Source organism: Micromonospora sp. NPDC006766, assembly GCF_040636055.1.
GTDB lineage: Bacteria > Actinomycetota > Actinomycetes > Mycobacteriales > Micromonosporaceae > Micromonospora.
Map to the genome: position 1 here is coordinate 127,740 of NZ_JBEYIX010000002.1, position 18,321 is coordinate 146,060.

Here is an 18,321-nt window from a genome sequence, read left to right on the forward strand (position 1 = left end):
CACGCACACGGCGCTGACAGCGGTACGCATACCGCGGGGTCGTGGATCCGGCACGATCACCCCTGCGGGGGTGAGACGAAGTCCTTCGAGCGGATCAGGAGGAAGGACAGGATCCCGGCGGCCAGGGTGACGATCGCCGAGATCAACAGGATCTCGTCCAGGGCGCTGGCGAAAGCGCCGCGCGCGACCTCGACGAGCGGGCCGCGCTGCTGTGGCGGGGTGGTCGCGAACAACCGGCTCACGTTGCCGCTGCGCAGTGCTGTCGAGATTTCGGCGCTGTGCGTGGCGAACGGGGTGCCGGCCGTTTGGGACTGCACTTCGGAGGTCAGCCGGTTGGCGAACAGGGTGCCCAACAGTGCGACACCGGTAGCCAGGCCGACCTGCCGGAACGTCAGGTTGATACCCGCGGCCATCCCCGACCGCCGTGGCTCCACGACCCCGACCGCGGTGGAGGCCAGCGGTGGGTTGACGAACCCGATGCCCACGCCGGCCACGATCAGCCCCGGGATCAGGTGAGTCCACGAGGAGGCCGCGGTCAGGCCGCGCATGAGCCACAACCCGACGCCGACCAGGACGAGCCCCGGACCGATGAGGGCGCGGATCGGCACCTTCGTGCTCAGCCGTCCCGCCACTGCGCTGGCGACCAGGACACCGCCGGAGAGGGTGAGCAGCCGGACGCCGGTCTGCAGTGCGCTGTATTCGAGCACGTTCTGCAGGTAGAGGACCACGTAGAGCAGCATGGCGAAGATGCTGAAGGAAAGGCCGAACGCGGCGAGGTCGCCGCCGACGAAGGTGGGCACCCGGAACAGCCGTAGGTCGAACATCGGGTGCCGACTTCGGACCTCGACCAGCAGGAAGGCGATGAGCAGCACTGCGGCGGCGGCGAAGCAGGCGATCACCGGGGTGGCCGTGAAGCTGCTTCGCCCGGATTCGATGAGCGCGTAGATCAAACAGGCCAGCGCCCCGGAGAACAACACGAAGCCCGGCCAGTCCGGTCGGGTGGCCTGCTCGTCGCGCGACTCGACGACCCGCGCCATGGTCAGGGCCAGCGCGATGGCTCCGATGGGCACGTTGACGAAGAAGATCCACCGCCAGGACAGGCCCGAGACCAGGACGCCGCCGACGATGGGTCCGACGGCTGCGGCGAGCCCGGCCAGGGCACCCCAGACGCCGAAGGCCAAGCCGCGTTCCGCGCCGCGGAACGCGTTGGCCAGCAGAGCCAGTGAGACGGAGAACATGATCGCCCCACCGATGCCCTGGAGCCCGCGGGACAGTTCGAGCATGAGCGGGGACTGGGCGACGCCGCACAGCGCCGATGCGGCGGTGAAGACGACCAGGCCGATCAGGTAGAGACGGCGCCGGCCGTACAGGTCGGCCAGCGACCCGGCGGTCAGCAGGAGAGCCGCCAGGGTCAGCGCGTAGGCGTCGACGACCCACTGCACGTCGGAGAAGGACGCCCGCAGCGCCGCCTGGATGTCGGGCAGCGCCACGTTCACGATCGTCAGGTCGATCAGGAGCATGAACGTGCCCAGCGAGACCGCCGCGAGAGTCCACCATTTCGGGTCGGCTCCCGGATGTGGCGACCCATGCGCCCCTGCGCCCGCGGCGCCGGTCCGGCTCGGCTCGCTCATAGCCGGGAGAGTACCGAGACGTGTGCTCCTATATGCATTTGGATGAGTAAGTGACCTCTTCGGGTGGTAGATCCAGATAACCCCCCGGCCGGCGCGAGTCCGCATGCAGCACGCCCGGGTGAGGGGCGAAGTCCCTCACCCGGGCGCTTGCCCGGTACTGCTCGCCGGCCCGATCCGCGCCGTCAACTCCTCGGCGCCTACGGGTTGTTGAGGCGTCAGCAGCCGCAGGTGTAGTACAGGATGTCCCAGTGGTTGCCCTCGTCGGTGTAGAGGTTGCCCGACGGGGCCTTGTACTGGTAGCCCCAGCCGGAGATGTAGCCCATGTACGTGTACTTGCTGGTGATCCAGTTGGCGACGCAGGTCGTCTTGGAGATGTCGACCTTGTAGCCGTTCCAGTGGCTGTACGTGCCGCTGGCGTGGCCGGTCTCGGTGCCGCCGGTGATGGTGATGGCGCAGCCGCTGGCCCGCTTGAAGGTGATGATGCCGTCGATCGTGGCCTGACGGATGCCTTCGAACGAGGTGCAGTTCGACCTGTTGCGGTCGCTGCAGCCGCCACTGGAGGTCCAGCTGATGCCGGCGGCGCTCAGCTGGGAGGTGGCGCTGGCGTGGCTGACCGCGAAGGCGGGGGTGCTGAAGCCGAAGACGGTGCCGATCGCCGCGACGCCGGCGAGGAGCAGGGTGAGCATGCGGCGGCGCACTACACGACGGGTCGTTGACATGGCATCTCCTGATTCGCAGCAGGGACAGAAATTTGCGAAACGGAGGGCCGGCCCGTTAAATTTCTACCACGTATCGACTTTGTTGAATAGGGCTGTTTGGATACCTCCTCGGCGTGGCCCAGCTCTCGGACGTCAGCGGGTACGGCGAGTCTTGGGCAGGTCGAACTGGTCGGCCTTGCGGCAGTCCTTCGGCCCGCCGATCGCGCTCGGGCCGAGCCGGTGGAGTTCCTGTCGGGCCCGGTACCGGCCCAGGTTCCAGGCGTACCAGGGGTCGGATCCCTTGAGGTCGTCGGCGATCCAGCTCAGGGTGCAGCGGCGTACCGGATCGGGCAGCGTCGCCAGGGCCGGAGTGGCGTCGGCCGAGAGAGCCCGCAGGTACCAGGCGTCGATCTTGCCGGCCTGCTCGTATCGGAGGATGTTGCGCCGCGCGGCGTAGTCCTCCGGATTGAGCACCGCCAGGCCGAGCAGCATCGCCACGGCCAGCGCCACGGTGGCGCCGGGAACCCACCGGCCCCGCCATCGGATGCCCGCCACCAGGATCAGCAGGAAGACCGCCCCGAGCAGCAGCTCGAACGCCATCACGAAGATCCGCTCGCCGGTGAAGCTGTAGACCTTCTGGTACGTCCACATCCGGGACAGCGCCGACACCACGATCACCACGCTGAGCGCGCTGAGCAGGCCGAGCAGGACCCGCAGCACGAGGCGCTCGACCGGCTTCTCCCGACTGGCCCAGCGGCTCACCCCGCCCAGGACGGCCAGGGTGAGCAGGGTGACGAAGAGCAGCTCCCAGAAACCGCTGCGGGCGTATTCGGAATACTTGAGCCCGGCGACCTGGACGTGCCGCTCGCCGCCGAAGAGCACGGTGAACTGCACCACGACGAAGCCGGCGAAGAGCAGCGTCAGCGCCCCGATGGCGGGAGCCCACTCCAGCAGGCCGAGGCGGCGGGTGCTCGGCTTGTCGACGGTCGACAGGTCGGGCGGGGCGGCCAGGGTGTAGACCGCCGCGACGGCGATCAGCCCGCCGACGGCCGCCAGGAAGATCCCGCGGAAGACCGCGCCGCCGTCGGTCTCGGGGACCGTCGCGCCGATCAGCTCGGAGAACCTCGCGTCGGCCGAGGCGAGCAGGCTGCCGAAGACCACCAGCACCAGCACGGTGGCGGCCACCGAGCCGGCGACCCGGCGGACCATTCCGGCATCGGGGGAGGCGGTGATGTGCCGGCGTACCCAGGGCAGCCCGCGGAACGCCGCGAACGGCGTCGCGACCAGGCCGAACAGGATCGAGCGGACCAGCCGGCCGCCGACGATGGCCAGCGTCGCGCAGCCCAGTGCGCCGAGAACGCAGAACGTCACCAGCCACCACGCGTTGCGGAAGGCAAGGACGGCGAGCAGGGCCAGGGCCGCCGCGGCCCAGCCGCCGCGGATCAGGCGCTCGGTGCGGGGCAGGTCGGCGGTACGCCACCGCACCGCCAGCAGCACGCCGAGGGTCAGGGTGAGCCAGCCGAGGAACCAGCCGATGCCGACCCGGCTCAGCGGTACGAAGAACGCGGTGCCGAGTGCGCCGGCCAGCACCGCGAGCGGCGCGGCCCGGCCGGTGGCCTGCTTCGGGCCGGGCCAGCGCGCGCTGAGGAACGACGTGCGCGGCGTCGGCGGGCGGGGGCCCCAGCCGCCCCCGGGGTGCAGCACGGGCCGCGTCACGGCGTACGGCGGCGGATAGCCCGGGGGCGGAGGCACCGCCGGCGCGGCTGAGGCCTGCGAGGCGGCGGGCGGGCTGGTGCCGGCCGCCGTTGCGCCGGTCGTCGTGGCGGCTGGGCCCGCAGGCGGGGTCTCCGCTGTGCCCAAGTCGGTTGAGGACGCAGCAGGGACGGCTTCGGCCGAGGTGGTCTCGTTCGACGTCGGTGTGGTTCCGGTATCGGCCGCAGCCGGAACGCCCCCCGTGCTCTCGACGGCCGGCGGGGTCGCCTGGGCGGGAACGCCCGGCGCGGGCGCCGCGACCCGCGAGCCCTCCGGCTGCGCCGGCTGGCCCTCACCGGGCGGCACCAGGGGTACGAACACGGCGTAGCCGCGGGTGCCTGGCGGCACGGCCACCGGGATCGCCCAGGCCGGCTGGCCCTCCTGGCCGGGCCACACCATGCCGGGCGGCGCCCCGTCCACCATGGGCATGACGAGCAGGTACGGCGTGACGTCGGCGGGGCTGTCACCGCCGCTCGGTTCGGCCGGAGGGGAATCTGGCGCCGTTGGCGACTCGGACACGGCAGCTCCTTGATTCTCGGTGCCAACACTGTAGGGCCAATCCCCGATCCCCGCCGCCCCACCTTTTCCCGGCGGCCCGTGCGGAGCGAAGCTGCCCCGTCAGTCCCCGGAGTAGCCCCAGAAGCGCAGCTCGGCGGGGTCGCCCTCGGCGTCGTGCAGGACGACACAGCGGCCCATCCACCGCCCTCGTCCAGGATCGAGTCGGTTCCCGCAAGGCCACGCTCGGATCGGCCCGATAGGGGACCGGGTTCAGCCCAGGTGGCGGTCGATCTCGGCCAGCTCCTCGGCGGTGAAGTCGAGGTTGTCCAGCGCGGCCACGTTCCCCTCCAACTGCGCCACGCTGCTCGCCCCGATGATCAGGCTGGTCATCCGCGGGTCACGCAGCGCCCAGGCCAGCGCGAGCTGGGCCAGCGACTGGCCGCGCCGCTCGGCGATCGTGCCGAGCCCTCGGATGGTCGCCATCCGCTCGTCGTCGAGGTCGCTCTCGTTGAGGAAGACGCTGGTACGGACCCGGGAGTCCGCCGGGATCCCGTGCAGGTAGCGGTCGGTGAGCAGGCCCTGGGCGAGCGGGCTGTAGGCGATGCAGCCCGCACCGACCTTCTCCAACGTGTCCAGCAGCCCGTCGGCCTCGGTCCAGCGGTTCAACATCGAGTACGACGGCTGGTTGATCAGCAGGGGCGTACCGAGGTCGCGCAGGATCGCCGAGGCCCGGGCGGTCTGCTCCGAGTCGTAGTTGGAGACGCCGACGTAGAGCGCCTTTCCGGAGCGGACGATGGCATCCAGCGCGCCCATCGTCTCCTCCAGCGGGGTGTCCGGGTCGAAGCGGTGCGAGTAGAAGATGTCGACGTAGTCGAGCCCCATCCGGCGCAGCGACTGGTCCAGCGACGAGATCAGATATTTGCGGGAGCCCCACTCGCCGTACGGGCCGGGCCACATGAGGTAGCCGGCCTTGCTGGAGATGATCAGCTCGTCCCGGTACGGCTTCAGGTCGGTGGCGAGCAGCCGGCCGAAGTTCTCCTCCGCCGCGCCGGGCGGCGGGCCGTAGTTGTTGGCCAGGTCGAAGTGGGTGATCCCGAGGTCGAAGGCGCGCCGGACGATGTCCCGCTGCCGCTCGTGGGGGCGGTCCGGCCCGAAGTTGTGCCACAGCCCGAGCGAGATGGCGGGCAGGCGCAGGCCGCTCCGCCCGCTGCGCCGGTAGGTCATCGAGTCGTAACGCTGATCAGCGGCGAGGTAGGTCACGGTCCCAGACCCTAACCGGGCACCAAGGCCGTAGGCCACTGTGCCGGGACGGCGGAACAGGCATGCCGGCGCGTGGCTGCGGGTAGCTTCAGGCCATGCGCGTCGTGCAGCTCGCCACGCCCAAGCCGATCTCCAAGATCGGCCTCGGCACCTGGCAGTTCGGGTCGAAGGAATGGGGCTACGGCCCCGACTACGAACGCCGGGCGGCGGACATCGTCCGGCGGGCCATCGACCTCGGCGTCACCCTCTTCGACACCGCCGAGCTGTACGGCTTCGGCCGCAGCGAGCGTATCCTCGGCGCGGCGTTGGGCGACGACCGGGCCAAGGTCGTGGTGGCCAGCAAGATCTTCCCGGTGCTGCCGGTGGCCGCCGTGGTGCAGCAGCGCGCGGTCGCGTCCGCCGCCCGGCTCGGCGTCGGCTGCATCGACCTCTACCAGGTGCACCAGCCCAACCCGGTGGTCGCCGACACCACCACGATGCGGGGCATGCGTGCCCTGCAGGAGGTCGGGCTGGTCGGCGAGGTCGGGGTCAGCAACTACAGCCTGCGTCGCTGGCAGGTGGCCGAGGCGACGCTGGGCCGCCGGGTGCTGAGCAACCAGGTCCGCTACAGCATGATCGACCGTGGGCCCGAGCAGGACCTGATCCCGTACGCGGAGCAGAGCGGCCGGATCGTCATCGCGTACAGCCCGCTCGCGCAGGGCTTCCTCTCCGGCCGGTACGACGCCCGGCACCCGCCGAGCGGGGCGGTTCGCCGGGCCAACCCGTACTTCCTGCCGGAAAACCTGGAACGCGGCGCCGCACTGATCGCCACCCTGCGTGAGGTGGCCGAGGCGCATGGTGCCACCCCCAGTCAGATCGCCCTGGCGTACCTGCTGCGTCACCCGAACGTGGTGGCCATCCCCGGCGCGTCCGGGGTGGAGCAGATGGAGCGTAACGCCGCCGCCGCCGAAATCGACCTGGCCGACGACGAGTACGCGGCGCTGGCCACCGCCGCCCGGCAGTTCCGGCCCGTCACCGGGTTGGCCGCCGTACCCAAGCTGATCCGTGCCCGGACCCGGAGGTGACCCTGTCATGGACGACATCACCGCGCTGATCCTCGACGACCACGCCGCCTTCCGGCGGGGTTTCGCCCGGCTCGACGACGCCCGCGACCCGACCGAGCTGCTGGCCATCTGGGAGGCGCTCGCCCTGCACCTGGACATCCACGCCGAAGCGGAGGAGTCGATCCTCTATCCGCACCTGGTGCGGCACGGCGACGACGGCGAGGAGGAGACCGAGGACGCCATCGGCGACCACAACAAGATCCGCGACGCGATCGCCGAGTCCAAGCAGCACGAGGTCGGCTCGGACGCGTGGTGGGCGGCGGTGTGGCGGGCCCGCCGGGAGAACAGCGAGCACCTGGCCGAGGAGGAGGACGAGGCGCTGCCCGACTTCCGCCGGCACGCCGACGTGGCGCTGCGTGCGGAGCTGGGGGCGCGCTGGCTGCGGTTCTACGGCGAGCACAAGAACGGCCGTAACCTGCCCTTCCTCGACAAGGACCCGGAGAAGTACGTGCGGGAACACCGCTGAGGATCTCCCCGACGTGGGGGAGGTGCGGGGGGTGAGGCGGGCGGAAGAATAGCGGGGTGAGGGTCGGCGGGGTGCTGGGGCCGCTGGTGCGCGGGAGCACCTGGCGGCGTGCCGTGTTCCTGCTGCTCGGCGGGGTGCTCGCGCTGCCGTATGCGCTGCTCGCGGCGGCCTTCGTCCAGATGCTGGCCATCGACGACGTACCCCGGGCGGTGGTCTTCGGGCTGCTGTTGGTGGCCGTGGTGATCGCGGCGGTGCCGGTGTTTCTCTCCGGCAGCCGGGCTCTGGAGATCGCCGCCGCCCGGGCGCTGCTCGCGGTCGACCTGCCCGAGCCGGCGGCGGGTCACCGGATCGACCGGGAGACCCGGGTGCGCGCCGCGCTCTGGATCGCCCTGCACCTGCTCACCGGCGGTCTGGTGCTGTTCGCGGCGATCAGCGCCTTGCCGATGGCGCTGGTCTTCCTCGCCGGGCCGTTCGGCGTCGATCCGGCCTCGGTCCCCGACGACGGGTTCGGGACGCTGATCGCGAACCCGGTCGGGGCGACGTTGACCGGGGTGGTGCTGCTGGTCGGGCTCGGCTACACGGTGGCCGGGCTGGGCGCGCTCGCCGCGTCGATGGCGCCGGTGCTGCTCGGCCCGTCGCAGGGCGAGCGGATCGCCGCGTTGGAGGCCCGGGCCGCCCGGCTCGCCGAGCGGAACCGGCTGGCCCGCGAGCTGCACGACTCGGTCGGGCATGCGCTGACCGTGGCCACCCTCCAGGCCGGTGCCGCTCGCGAACTGCTCGACGCCGATCCGGAGTTCGCGCGGCGGGCGCTGCGCGCGATCGAGGAGACCAGTCGGCAGGCGATGGACGACCTGGACCACGTGCTCGGGCTGCTGCGGGAGTCGGCGGATGCCGGCCGGTCTGCCCCCACCGTCCCGCAGCCGACGCTGGCTCGGCTGGACCGGTTGGTCGCCGACACCCGGGCCGCCGGCCTCGCGGTGGACGCGCGGGTCAGCGGCGCGGTCGGGGAGCTGCCCGCGGTGGTGTCCCGGGAGGGCTACCGGATCGTGCAGGAGGGCTTGACCAACGCGGCCCGGCACGGCCACGGCCCGGTGACGCTGCGGGTGGACGTACCCGCTGAGGGGTTGGAGATCGAGCTGGTCAACGGCCTGCGCGGCGCGACCGGGCCGGGGCGCGGCGGGCGCGGGCTGGACGGTATGCGGGAGCGGGTGCTGCTGCTCGGCGGGTGCCTCACCGCCGGTCCGGAGGGCGGGCGGTGGCGGGTTCGGGCGTCCCTGCCGGTGCCGAGGGGTGGGGATGCCGGGTGAGCATCGACGTGGTGATCGTCGACGACGACGAGCTGATCCGGTTGGGGCTGCGGGCGATCATCGACGCCCAGCCGGATCTGCGGGTGGTCGGCGAGGCGTCGGACGGGGCGGAGGTGCCGCCGCTGGTGGCGAAGCTGCGTCCCCGGGTGGTGCTGATGGACGTCCGGATGCCCGCCATCGACGGCATCCAGGCCACCCGGCGGCTGCTCGCCGCGTCCGCCGACCCACCCCGGGTGCTGGTGATCACCACGTTCGCCAATGACGAGTACGTCTACGACGCGCTGCGTGCCGGGGCCAGCGGTTTTCTGCTGAAGCGGGCCCGCCCGAGCGAGGTGGTGGAGGCGATCCGGGTGGTCGCGGCGGGGGAGTCGCTGCTCTTTCCGGCGGCGATCCGGCAGTTCGTCGGGGCGTACGGGGGTCGGGGTGGGGACGGGCTGCGCTCGGCGCGGCTCACCGAGCGGGAGGCTGAGGTGCTGCGGCTGATGGCCACCGGGCTGTCCAACACCGAGATCGCCGGCCGGCTGGTGGTCGGCGTGGAGACGGTAAAGACGCACGTCGGAAACCTGCTGGCCAAGCTCGATGCCCGAGACCGAACCCAGGCAGTGATCGCCGCGTACGAGTCGGGTTTCGTGGTGCCAACCCCCGCTGGCGTCGATCATGGAGGTGTGGTTCCGCGGAAAAGTCCCTCATCCGAGTGAATCGGGTGCCATAACTCCATGATCCGCGCTGAGGGGCGGGGTTGGATGCGGGGGTGGACGGGGAAGGGCTGCGGCGGGCGTATGGGGCGGTGCTCGCGGAGTTGGAGGTGGGTGGGTTCGGGGCGCCTGCGGACGGTGAGTTGAGCGCCGAGCAGATCGTCGCGCACCTGGCGGCCAACGACGAGTTGATGAGCGAGGCGACGGAGGCGGTGCTGGCCGGTTCGCCGTTCGCCTACTACGACCTGGAGACCATCCACCGACCGCAGCTCGACGCGTTGGTCTCCGAGTGTGGTGGCCTAGACGGGCTGACCGTGCTGCTGCGGGCCACCAGCCAGAAGCTGTGCGCCCTCGCCGACCGGCTCGGCCCAGCTGGGGAGACCCCGGTCGACACCGTGCTGCGGGAGGGCCCCGACCTGGACGTGGATGAGTCCCTGCCCTGGGCCCGCGCCCTGGACCTGCACACCCGTCTCCACCTGCCCATGCACCTAACCCAGCTCCGCGCCCTCCGCCCCCACCTCCACCCCGCCTGACCGCGCGCCGATCTTGCACTTCCTGCCTTCGCATAGCCTTGTAAAAAGGGGCAAACAGGAGTCCTGAGTGCAGGATCGCGGAGTGCGGGAGGGTGGGAGGGCGTGGGGCTGCCGTATCAGCGAGTGTGGTGGAAGGTGCGGCGGTAGGTGGTGGGGGAGACGCCGACGCGGTGGTGGAAGTGGTGACGGAGGGTGGCCGTGGTGCCGAAGCCGGTATGGCGGGCGATCTGGTCGACGGTCAGGTCGGTGGTTTCCAACAACAGTCGGGCGTGGTCGGTGCGCTGCTGGAGCAGCCACTGTGCCGGGCTGAGGCCGGTCTCGGAGCGAAAGCGCCGGGTGAAGGTGCGTACGCTCATCCGGGCGTGCGCGGCCAGGTCGCGCAGCGCGACCGACTCGTGCAGCCGCTGCCGGGCCCACTCGCGGGTGGCCGCGGTGCCGGTCGCCGCGGCGCGGGGGACCGGGTGCTCGATGTACTGGGCCTGGCCGCCGTCGCGCCACGGTGGCACCACGCAGCGCCGGGCGGACCAGTTGGCCACCGCGCTGCCGTGGTCGGTGCGGATGACGTGCAGGCAGAGGTCGAGGCCGGCGGCCACCCCGGCGGAGGTGAGCACCCCGTCGTCGATGAAGAGCACGTCCGGGTCCAGCTCGACGTGGGGATGCAACCGGCGGAACAGGTCCGCGTACGCCCAGTGGGTGGTGGCCCGGCGGCCGTCGAGCAGCCCGGCGGCGGCCAGCACGAACGCGCCCGTGCAGATCGACATGATCCGGGCGCCCCGCTCGTGGGCGGCCCGCAGCGCTGCCGCGACGGCCGGGTCCACCGTGCCGTCGACCAGCGGCGAACCGTTGTGGATGCCGGGGACGACCACCGTGTCGGCGGCCTCGACCAGTTCCAGCCCGTGGTCGGGCAGAACCTGGAAGCCGGCGGTGCTGCGGACCGGCAGACCGCCGGCGGTGCAGGCGTCGACGCGGTAGAGGGACGTCCCGTCCTCGGTGCGGGCGGTGCCGAAGACCTGGGACGGGGTGCCGAGGTCGAGGCCGACCACCTGGTCGACGGCGAGCACCGCGATCCGGTGCGGGACGACGGCCATGGCCCGATTATTGCGCATGATGGCTTTCCGGCCACTCGTCGCGTCGGCTGCCGCCCCCGAGACTCGGTGCGTGACCCGACACCGCCTCCACCCGGCCTGGACCGTCGCCGCCGTCGCCTTCGTCGCGTTGGTCGGCGCCGCAGGCTTCCGTGCCACGCCCAGCGTGCTGCTGCATCCGCTGCACGCCGAGTTCCGCTGGCCCCTCGCCACCATCTCCGCTGCCGTCTCGGTCAACCTGATGCTCTACGGGCTGACGGCCCCGTTCGCCGCCGCGCTGATGGACCGGTTCGGCATCCGCCGGGTGGTGGCGAGCGCGCTGGTGCTGGTGGCCCTGGGCAGCGGCCTGACCGTCGGGATGACCGCGAGCTGGCAGCTGATCCTCTGCTGGGGCGTGCTGGTGGGGCTGGGCACCGGCTCGATGGCCCTGGCGTTCGTGGCGACCGTGACCGGGCGCTGGTTCGTCCACCGCCGGGGCCTGGTCACCGGCGTGCTCACCGCGGGCGGGGCGGCCGGGCAACTGGTCTTCCTTCCGCTGCTGGCCGTGCTGGTGCGCGACCACGGCTGGCGGGTGGCGGCGCTGGTCGTCGCCGGGGCCGCGCTGGCGGTCGTACCCCTGGTGGTCTGGCTGCTGCGGGAGCACCCGGCGGAGCTCGGCCTGCCCGCCTACGGCGCGACCGAGGTGGTGCCTCCGGCGCCGCCGGCCAGCGGGGCGGCGGCGCGGGCGGTCGGCGCGCTCACCGCCGCCGCGCGGACCCGGCCGTTCTGGCTGCTCGCCGGCGGCTTCGCGATCTGCGGCGCGACCACCAACGGTCTGGTCGGCACCCACTTCGTGCCGGCCGCGCACGACCATGGCCTGTCGGAGACCACCGCGGCGGGACTGCTCGCCCTGGTGGGCATCTTCGACATCGTCGGTACGGTGGCCTCCGGCTGGCTCACCGACCGGGTGGACAGCCGTCTGCTGCTCGGCGCCTACTACGCGCTGCGCGGCGCTTCGTTGCTGGTGCTGCCCAGCCTCTTCGCCGGCACCGCCGAGCCGAGCATGCTGGTCTTCATCATCTTCTACGGCCTGGACTGGGTGGCCACCGTGCCGCCGACCGTGGCGCTGTGCCGGGAACACTTCGGGGCGTCCGGGGCGGTGGTCTTCGGCTGGGTGTTCGCCGCCCACCAGGTCGGCGCGGCGGTGGCGGCGACCGGCGCCGGGCTGGTCCGCGACCAGCTCGGCGAGTACACCCTGGCCTGGTACGCGGCCGGTGCGCTGTCGATCGGTGCGGCCGGGCTCTCGCTGCTGCTGCGCCGGCCGGGCGGCGCTGCGCCGGTGGCGCTGCCCGTCAGGGTCGGCGGCCGGGCGTGGAGCTACCGGGACTGAGCCGCCCGCCGATGCGCGGTGGTCAGCCCAGCGCCCACTGCTGCTCGGCGGCGCCCGTGCAGGATGCCTGCTGCAGCTGGGCGCCGGGCTCGGTGCCGGCATCGGCGACCTGCGCGCACTTGCCGCTGTGCACGGCGACCAGCAGCACCGCGCCGGCGCCGGCCGGGGCGAGCCGCCACTGCTGGTTGGCCTGTCCGTTGCAGGACCACTGCTGCACGGGCGCGCCGTCGTCGGTGCTCATCCCGAAAACGTCCAGGCATTTGTCGCTGCCCGCGTTGACCAGCGTGAACACGTCGTCGGTGACCGGCGTGGCCACCCACCGCTGCTCCGCGTCGCCGGTGCAATCGGCCAGCACCGCGAGCGCGCCCTCCGGGTTCTCGCCGGCCACCCCGAGGCAGCGGCCGGAGGGCACCCCGCGGAACACCGCGGGCCCGCCCGCGGGCGGCGGGAGCGGCGCCTCCGTCGGCGACGGCTCCGTGGTGGGCGACGGCTCCGTGGTGGGCTCGACCACGCTCGGCTCGCTCTCCGCCGGGCTCGTCACGGCCGCCGCGGGCACCACCGGCCGGTCGCCGCCGCCAGCGACGAGCATGCCGGTGGCGAAGATGGCCCCCAGGAGTACGCCGACCACGGCGACGCCCAGCGCGATCCGCAGCAGCGGGTCCTGGGGCAGGCGCAGCCGGGCCGCCCGGCGGGTGGCGTAGACGGTGCCGGGCGGGTCGGTGCGTGGCTCGGACATGGGGGCATCCTGACCCATGGCCACCGTCGATGGCTAACCGCCCGACGCGGGCGTGACTCAGCCGACGGCGCAAGGGTGACCATCCCGGCCGGGTGGTGCGGCGATGGACCGGGCGTTGACCCTCCCGGTCAGCGAGCCGGTTCCGGGTCGGTGACGTCGGCGACCGTCGCGTCGAGCGCGGTGAGGGCGGTGTCGGCGTCGATCGCGACGGCGACGCCGTGCTCGCCCGCGCCGAGGGTGATTTCGCGGCCGCGTAGCCGCTCGTCGGCGACGACCGGCCAGGCGGTGGTCGAGCCGAAGGGAGTGATGGTGCCCCGCTCGTAGCCGGTGGCGGCCCTTGCGGCCTCGGCGTCCGGCATGGACAGCCGGCTCACCCCGAGCAGGGCACGCAGCTTGGGCCAGGAGATGACCCGGTCGCCGGGGGTGAGCACGAACAGGTGATCGTCCTCGGCCCGGCGTACCACGATGGTCTTTACCACGTCGGGGACCGCTACGCCGCGCGCCCGGGCGGCCTCGGCGAGGCTGCGGACCGGGCCGTGCCGGATCACGCGGTACGGCAGCCCGACGGCGTCGAGGGCGGCGATCGCGGGGGACGGCATGCCCGCCACGGTAACCCGCCGACCGGGCGGTGGATGGGAAAAGGGCCATGGTGGACAACCGCGCCAACCTGGCGGAGTCGGCGTAATGTGATCTCATGCGTGCGCAGCGTGCGGATCATCAGGTTGACCATGATCAGGCGGTGGACACGCTGCGGCGGTCGTACGCCGCGGTGCCCGCCGGCGAGCCCGTGCGGCTGGCCAAACGCACCTCGAATTTGTTCCGCCCGAGATCCACGCCCCGGTCACCGGGGCTGGACGTCAGCGGCCTGACCGGGGTGCTCTCCGTCGACCCGGCCGCCCGCACCGCCGACGTGCAGGGCATGTGCACCTACGAGGATCTGGTCGACGCGACCCTGCCCCACGGGCTGATGCCGCTGGTCGTGCCGCAGTTGCGCACGATCACCCTGGGCGGCGCGGTGACCGGGCTGGGCATCGAGTCCACCTCGTTCCGCAACGGGCTGCCCCACGAGTCGGTGCGCGAGATGGACATTCTCACCGGGGCCGGTGAGATCGTCACCGCCCGGCCCGAGGGCGAGCACGCGGAGCTGTTCCGGGCCTTCCCCAACTCGCTCGGCAGCCTCGGCTACGCCACCCGGCTGCGGATCGAGCTGCAGCCGGTCCGCCGGTACGTGGCCCTACGTAACATCCGGTTCACCCAGCTGGAGGAGCTGACCGACGCGATCGGCGAGGTGGTCGCCAAGGGCACCTGGGACGGTGACCCGGTCGACGCGATGGACGGGGTGGTGTTCAGCCCCGGTGAGGCGTACCTGGTGCTCGGGACTTTCAGCGACGAGGCTGTCACGGTACGCCCGAGCGACTACACCGGCCAGGACATCTACTACCGCTCGGTGCAGCGGCTCACCCGGGACGTGCTCACCACGTACGACTATCTGTGGCGATGGGACACCGACTGGTTCTGGTGTTCGGCGGCGTTCGGGGTGCAGCATCCGGTGGTCCGTCGGCTGTGGCCGCAGCGTTACCGCCGCAGCGACGTCTATCACCGGATCGTCCGCTTGGAGAATCGCTACCAGGTGGCCGCCCGCGTCGACCGCTGGCGGGGTCAGCCGGCCCGGGAGCGGGTGGTGCAGGATGTCGAGATTCCGCTTGACGGCACCGCCGGCTTCCTGCGCTGGTTCGCGGGGACGGTCAGGATGAGCCCGATCTGGCTCTGCCCGCTGCGGCTGCGCGAGGCGGCCGGCCGCGGCGAGGCCCGGTCCTGGCCGCTCTATCCGCTTCAACCGGGCAAGACCTATGTGAACGTCGGCTTCTGGGGGACCGTGCCGATCGCCGAGGGCGCGGCGGACGGCGACGTCAACCGGGAGATCGAGCGCAAGGTGTCGGAGGTGGGCGGGCACAAGTCGCTCTACTCCGACGCGTACTACGACCGGGCGGCGTTCGACCGGCTCTACGGCGGGGAGACCTGGCGTGCCGTGAAGGACCGCTACGACCCGGACCACCGGCTCACCGGACTGTATGAGAAGGCGGTAGCGCGAGCATGAGTCTGATCGACCGTGAAAAGGGGGCGGCGAGCGTCCCGGCCCAGCCGCCGGCGGGCGGCCGACGCACCGGACCGACCGTGGCGGATGTGATTCGCGCGGTCACCACCGGTGACCTGCCCATCCGCATCACCGGGTATGACGGCAGCGCCGTCGGCCCGGCCGACGCCGGCATCACCCTGGCCATCCGCTCCGAGCGGGGGCTGTCCTACCTGCTGACCGCGCCCGGCGACCTGGGCATGGCCCGCGCCTACGTCAATGGTGACCTGGGGCTGGAGGGAGTGCACCCGGGCGACCCGTACGAGGCGCTCACGGTGGTCAAGGACGAGTTGCGCCTGCGGCTGCCGTCGATGGGTGAGGCGGTGGCGCTGGTCAAGGGGCTGGGTTGGGAGCGGCTGTTGCCGCCGCCGCCTCCGCCGCAGGAGGCCGCGCCGCGCTGGAAGCGGGTGATGGACGGGCTGCGGCACTCCCGGTCGCGGGACAGCAGCGCGATCTCCCACCACTACGACGTCTCGAACGCCTTCTATGAGAAGGTGCTCGGCCCGTCGATGACGTACACCTGCGCGGTGTTCCACAGCCCGGACGACACGCTGGAGCAGGCGCAGCGGGCCAAGTACGACCTGGTCGCCGGGAAGCTGGCGCTCAAGCCGGGGATGCGGCTGCTCGACGTGGGCTGCGGCTGGGGCGGCATGGTCCGGCACGCGGCCCGGGAGTACGGCGTCAAGGCGCTCGGGGTGACCCTGTCCCGGGCGCAGGCCGAGTGGGCGCAGGCGGCCATCGAGCGGGAGGGGCTGGGTGAGCTGGCCGAGGTGCGTCACCTGGACTACCGGGACGCGCCGCACGAGCAGTTCGATGTGATCTCGTCGATCGGGCTGACCGAACACATCGGGGTACGCAACTATCCCGCGTATTTCGGGGCGCTGCGTGGCCGGCTCAAGCCGGGCGGCCGGCTGCTCAACCACTGCATCACCCGGGCGGACAACCGTGCCCCGCACCGCTCCGGCGCGTTCATCGACCGGTACGTCTTCCCGGACGGCGAGCTGGCCGGGCCGGGTCGGCTGATCAGCGAGATCCACGACGCCGGGTTGGAGGTGCACCACGAGGAGAACCTGCGGCAGCACTACGCGCTGACGTTGGCCGGCTGGTGCCGCAACCTGGTCGAGCACTGGGACTTCTGCGTCGGCGAGGTGGGCCCGGGCACGGCCCGGGTGTGGGGGCTCTACATGGCCGGCTCCCGGCTGGCGTTCGAGCGTAACGAGATTCAGCTGCACCAGGTGCTCGCCACCCACAACGGCCCGCAGGGCGTGAACGGCTACCCGTTGCGCCCCGACTGGACGCCCTGACCTCTCGTCCCGCCACGAAAGGCCGCGCGGACCGCGCGGCCTTTCGTCGAACCCATTGACAAACAAGTTTTGTACGTACAAACTGATTTTGCCATGAGAGACGTCCTGTACCTGGAAGAGCGCGAGCAGGCCGAGACCCTGCTCAAGCCGCAGCGCATCGAGGTGCTGCGGCAGCTCGCCGAGCCCCGCACCTGCACCGAGGTCGCCGCCCGGCTCGGGCAGACACCGCAGCGCGTCTACTACCACGTCAAGCAGCTGGTCGCGGCCGGGCTGGCCGAGCAGGTCGCGCAGCGGCGGGTGCGCGGCATCACCGAGGGCATCTACCAGGCCGCCGCCCGGTCGTACTGGCTCTCGCCCCGCCTCGTTGGACGGATCGGCGGGGCCCGCCGGGTGCGCGACGAGCTGAGCCTGGGCTACCTGCTCGACCTGGTGGAAGAGGTCCAGGCCGACATCGCCGCGCTCGACCGCGCCGCGCCGGAGTTGCCCTCGATCGGGGTGTCCGGCGAGATCCGGGTGCCGGTCGAGCGCCGGCAGGAGTTCCTGCACGACCTGCAGTCGACGCTGCAGGACCTGTTCACGCGCTACGGGGGCGCCGAAGGAGACGCGTTCAAACTCGCCGTGGCGTGCTATCCGAAAGGTAACGACCGTGAGTGAACCGCTGACCGTCAATGTCCGTCTCGCGGCCCCGGTGGCGGCCGTGCGCCACGCCCTGACCGACCCCGCCGAGCTGCGGGTCTGGCTCGCCGAGCACGCCGAGGTCGAGCTGCCGCACCGGTACGAGTTCTGGGGCCGCTACACGCCGGAGGGCGACGCGCCGCACCAGCGGCTGCTCCACGCCGACGAGCACGTGCTGCGGTTCGCCTGGCTGCTCGACGGGGTGGAGACGACCACCGAGTTCACCCTCACGCCGGAGGGGGAGGCCACCGTGCTGACCCTGCGGCAGAGCCACTTCGACTTCGCCGAGGCGATGAGCGGCAGCAGCATCCGCGGGGTGCTGCAGACCTTCTGGGCGCTGTCGATCGCCAACCTCGCCGCCCGGCTGGAGGGCGGGCCGCTGCTGCCCCGCACCGACTTCACCGCCGCCGAGCTGCGCGCCGAGGTGACCATCGACGCCGCGACCGAGCGGGTGTGGACGTCGCTGACCGACTCCGAGCAGGCCAGCGCCTGGTTCGGCTACCCGATCGGCATCGAGCCCTGGGTGGGCGGCCGGTACGCCATGGGCGGTTTCGAGAGCGGGCAGGCGGCCAAGGTGGTCGACCTGGAGCCCGGCCGCAAGCTCTCCGTCGACTGGGGGCCCATCGGCGTCGGCACCTGGGAGCTGGCCGACTCCGACGGCAAGACGAGGCTGACGTTGGTGCAGAGCGGCTTCGACGAGGGCAACCCGCCGTACGGGGCGTGGACCGGCGTGGTGGCCAGCCTCTTCGAGCTGCGCCGCTTCCACGAGATGGCCGACTGGCAGCCGATCTGGCTCCCGGTCGAGATGCCGGCCGGCAGCCCGAGCTGACCACGAACGTGAAGGGGCCCGGGCGGCTCGCCGCCCGGGCCCCTTCACGTGGCTGTTACCGCACCGGCCCGGAGGGCCGCATCTCGACCATCCACAACGTGGCCAACCCCGACAAGCTCCACGCCGTCGCCGACGGAACTCGGCACGAACTCTCGTGAGCTGCTCGATCGTTGTCGATGCCCTCCAGAATCCCCGTGAGCGCCCGGGCCCGCTGCCCCAGCACGGTTCGGGCCCAGGTGGAAGTTG

At 72.1% G+C, this 18,321-nt stretch carries 17 protein-coding genes; 10 read left to right on the top strand and 7 right to left on the bottom strand.

Going from position 1 to position 18,321, the window contains the following annotated elements; genetic code table 11:
- Window positions 1–56 precede the first annotated feature (56 nt).
- The 4 genes from ABZ671_RS04300 to mgrA all read right to left on the bottom strand — a co-directional run bounded on the left by ABZ671_RS04300 (window position 57) and on the right by mgrA (window position 5,839).
- The gene (locus ABZ671_RS04300; RefSeq protein ID WP_357850993.1) at window positions 57–1,631 is read right to left on the bottom strand and encodes a DHA2 family efflux MFS transporter permease subunit; all 1,575 of its coding nucleotides are present in this window, start codon (window positions 1,629–1,631) and stop codon (window positions 57–59) included.
- A gap of 215 nt (window positions 1,632–1,846) precedes the next feature.
- Complete coding sequence (locus ABZ671_RS04305) at window positions 1,847–2,350, bottom strand: hypothetical protein (protein WP_357850996.1); 504 nt, start codon at window positions 2,348–2,350, stop codon at window positions 1,847–1,849.
- 132 nt (window positions 2,351–2,482) lie between these two features.
- Window positions 2,483–4,600 carry a DUF4153 domain-containing protein gene (locus ABZ671_RS04310; protein WP_357850999.1) on the bottom strand — a complete coding sequence of 706 codons (2,118 nt, stop codon included), beginning with the start codon at window positions 4,598–4,600 and terminating at the stop codon, window positions 2,483–2,485.
- 249 nt (window positions 4,601–4,849) lie between these two features.
- Window positions 4,850–5,839 (bottom strand): L-glyceraldehyde 3-phosphate reductase, encoded by a 990-nt coding sequence (gene mgrA, locus ABZ671_RS04315; RefSeq protein WP_357851002.1) that lies wholly within the window; start codon window positions 5,837–5,839, stop codon window positions 4,850–4,852.
- A gap of 95 nt (window positions 5,840–5,934) precedes the next feature.
- On the opposite strand from mgrA, the gene ABZ671_RS04320 reads away from it, so the two are divergent.
- The 5 genes from ABZ671_RS04320 to ABZ671_RS04340 are packed head-to-tail and all read left to right on the top strand — an operon-like array spanning window position 5,935 to window position 9,943.
- On the top strand, window positions 5,935–6,903 hold the full coding sequence (locus ABZ671_RS04320; RefSeq protein ID WP_357851006.1) for an aldo/keto reductase: 969 nt from the start codon (window positions 5,935–5,937) through the stop codon (window positions 6,901–6,903).
- A 7-nt stretch (window positions 6,904–6,910) separates the two neighbouring features.
- On the top strand, window positions 6,911–7,408 hold the full coding sequence (locus ABZ671_RS04325) for a hemerythrin domain-containing protein (protein ID WP_357851009.1): 498 nt from the start codon (window positions 6,911–6,913) through the stop codon (window positions 7,406–7,408).
- Between the two features lie 56 nt (window positions 7,409–7,464).
- Window positions 7,465–8,715, top strand: coding sequence for a histidine kinase (locus ABZ671_RS04330; protein ID WP_357851012.1), 1,251 nt, complete (start codon window positions 7,465–7,467; stop codon window positions 8,713–8,715).
- Entirely contained in the window at window positions 8,712–9,413 is a 702-nt protein-coding gene (locus ABZ671_RS04335; RefSeq protein ID WP_357851016.1) for a response regulator transcription factor, read from the top strand. Before ABZ671_RS04330 ends, ABZ671_RS04335 begins: the two co-directional genes overlap by 4 nt.
- 53 nt (window positions 9,414–9,466) lie before the next feature.
- A complete protein-coding gene (locus ABZ671_RS04340) occupies window positions 9,467–9,943 on the top strand; it encodes a hypothetical protein (RefSeq protein ID WP_357851019.1) in 477 nt (158 codons plus the stop codon).
- 116 nt (window positions 9,944–10,059) lie between these two features.
- Here the strand turns inward: ABZ671_RS04340 and ABZ671_RS04345 are convergent, their stop codons facing one another.
- Window positions 10,060–11,049 carry a helix-turn-helix domain-containing protein gene (locus ABZ671_RS04345; RefSeq protein WP_357851023.1) on the bottom strand — a complete coding sequence of 330 codons (990 nt, stop codon included), beginning with the start codon at window positions 11,047–11,049 and terminating at the stop codon, window positions 10,060–10,062.
- Window positions 11,050–11,101: 52 nt separating this feature from the next.
- Here ABZ671_RS04345 and ABZ671_RS04350 point away from each other — a divergent pair, with 52 nt between their 5' ends.
- A complete protein-coding gene (locus ABZ671_RS04350) occupies window positions 11,102–12,397 on the top strand; it encodes an MFS transporter (RefSeq protein WP_357851026.1) in 1,296 nt (431 codons plus the stop codon).
- 22 nt (window positions 12,398–12,419) lie between these two features.
- Here the strand turns inward: ABZ671_RS04350 and ABZ671_RS04355 are convergent, their stop codons facing one another.
- Both ABZ671_RS04355 and ABZ671_RS04360 read right to left on the bottom strand, forming a co-directional pair.
- Window positions 12,420–13,133, bottom strand: a complete 714-nt coding sequence (locus tag ABZ671_RS04355; RefSeq protein ID WP_357851029.1) for an RICIN domain-containing protein — start codon at window positions 13,131–13,133, stop codon at window positions 12,420–12,422.
- Between the two features lie 128 nt (window positions 13,134–13,261).
- Window positions 13,262–13,732: a YbaK/EbsC family protein gene (locus tag ABZ671_RS04360; protein WP_357851032.1), complete on the bottom strand. Its 471-nt coding sequence runs from the start codon at window positions 13,730–13,732 to the stop codon at window positions 13,262–13,264.
- A gap of 95 nt (window positions 13,733–13,827) precedes the next feature.
- Between ABZ671_RS04360 and ABZ671_RS04365 the strand changes: the two genes are divergently transcribed.
- From ABZ671_RS04365 to ABZ671_RS04380, 4 genes are all read left to right on the top strand, one after another.
- On the top strand, window positions 13,828–15,231 hold the full coding sequence (locus tag ABZ671_RS04365) for an FAD-binding oxidoreductase (RefSeq protein WP_357851035.1): 1,404 nt from the start codon (window positions 13,828–13,830) through the stop codon (window positions 15,229–15,231).
- Window positions 15,228–16,571, top strand: a complete 1,344-nt coding sequence (locus ABZ671_RS04370; RefSeq protein WP_357851038.1) for a class I SAM-dependent methyltransferase — start codon at window positions 15,228–15,230, stop codon at window positions 16,569–16,571. The genes ABZ671_RS04365 and ABZ671_RS04370 overlap by 4 nt, the downstream gene beginning before the upstream one ends.
- A 93-nt stretch (window positions 16,572–16,664) precedes the next feature.
- Window positions 16,665–17,225 carry a helix-turn-helix domain-containing protein gene (locus ABZ671_RS04375; RefSeq protein WP_357851041.1) on the top strand — a complete coding sequence of 187 codons (561 nt, stop codon included), beginning with the start codon at window positions 16,665–16,667 and terminating at the stop codon, window positions 17,223–17,225.
- Window positions 17,218–18,075, top strand: a complete 858-nt coding sequence (locus ABZ671_RS04380) for an SRPBCC family protein (RefSeq protein ID WP_357851044.1) — start codon at window positions 17,218–17,220, stop codon at window positions 18,073–18,075. Before ABZ671_RS04375 ends, ABZ671_RS04380 begins: the two co-directional genes overlap by 8 nt.
- Window positions 18,076–18,321: the final 246 nt, after the last annotated feature.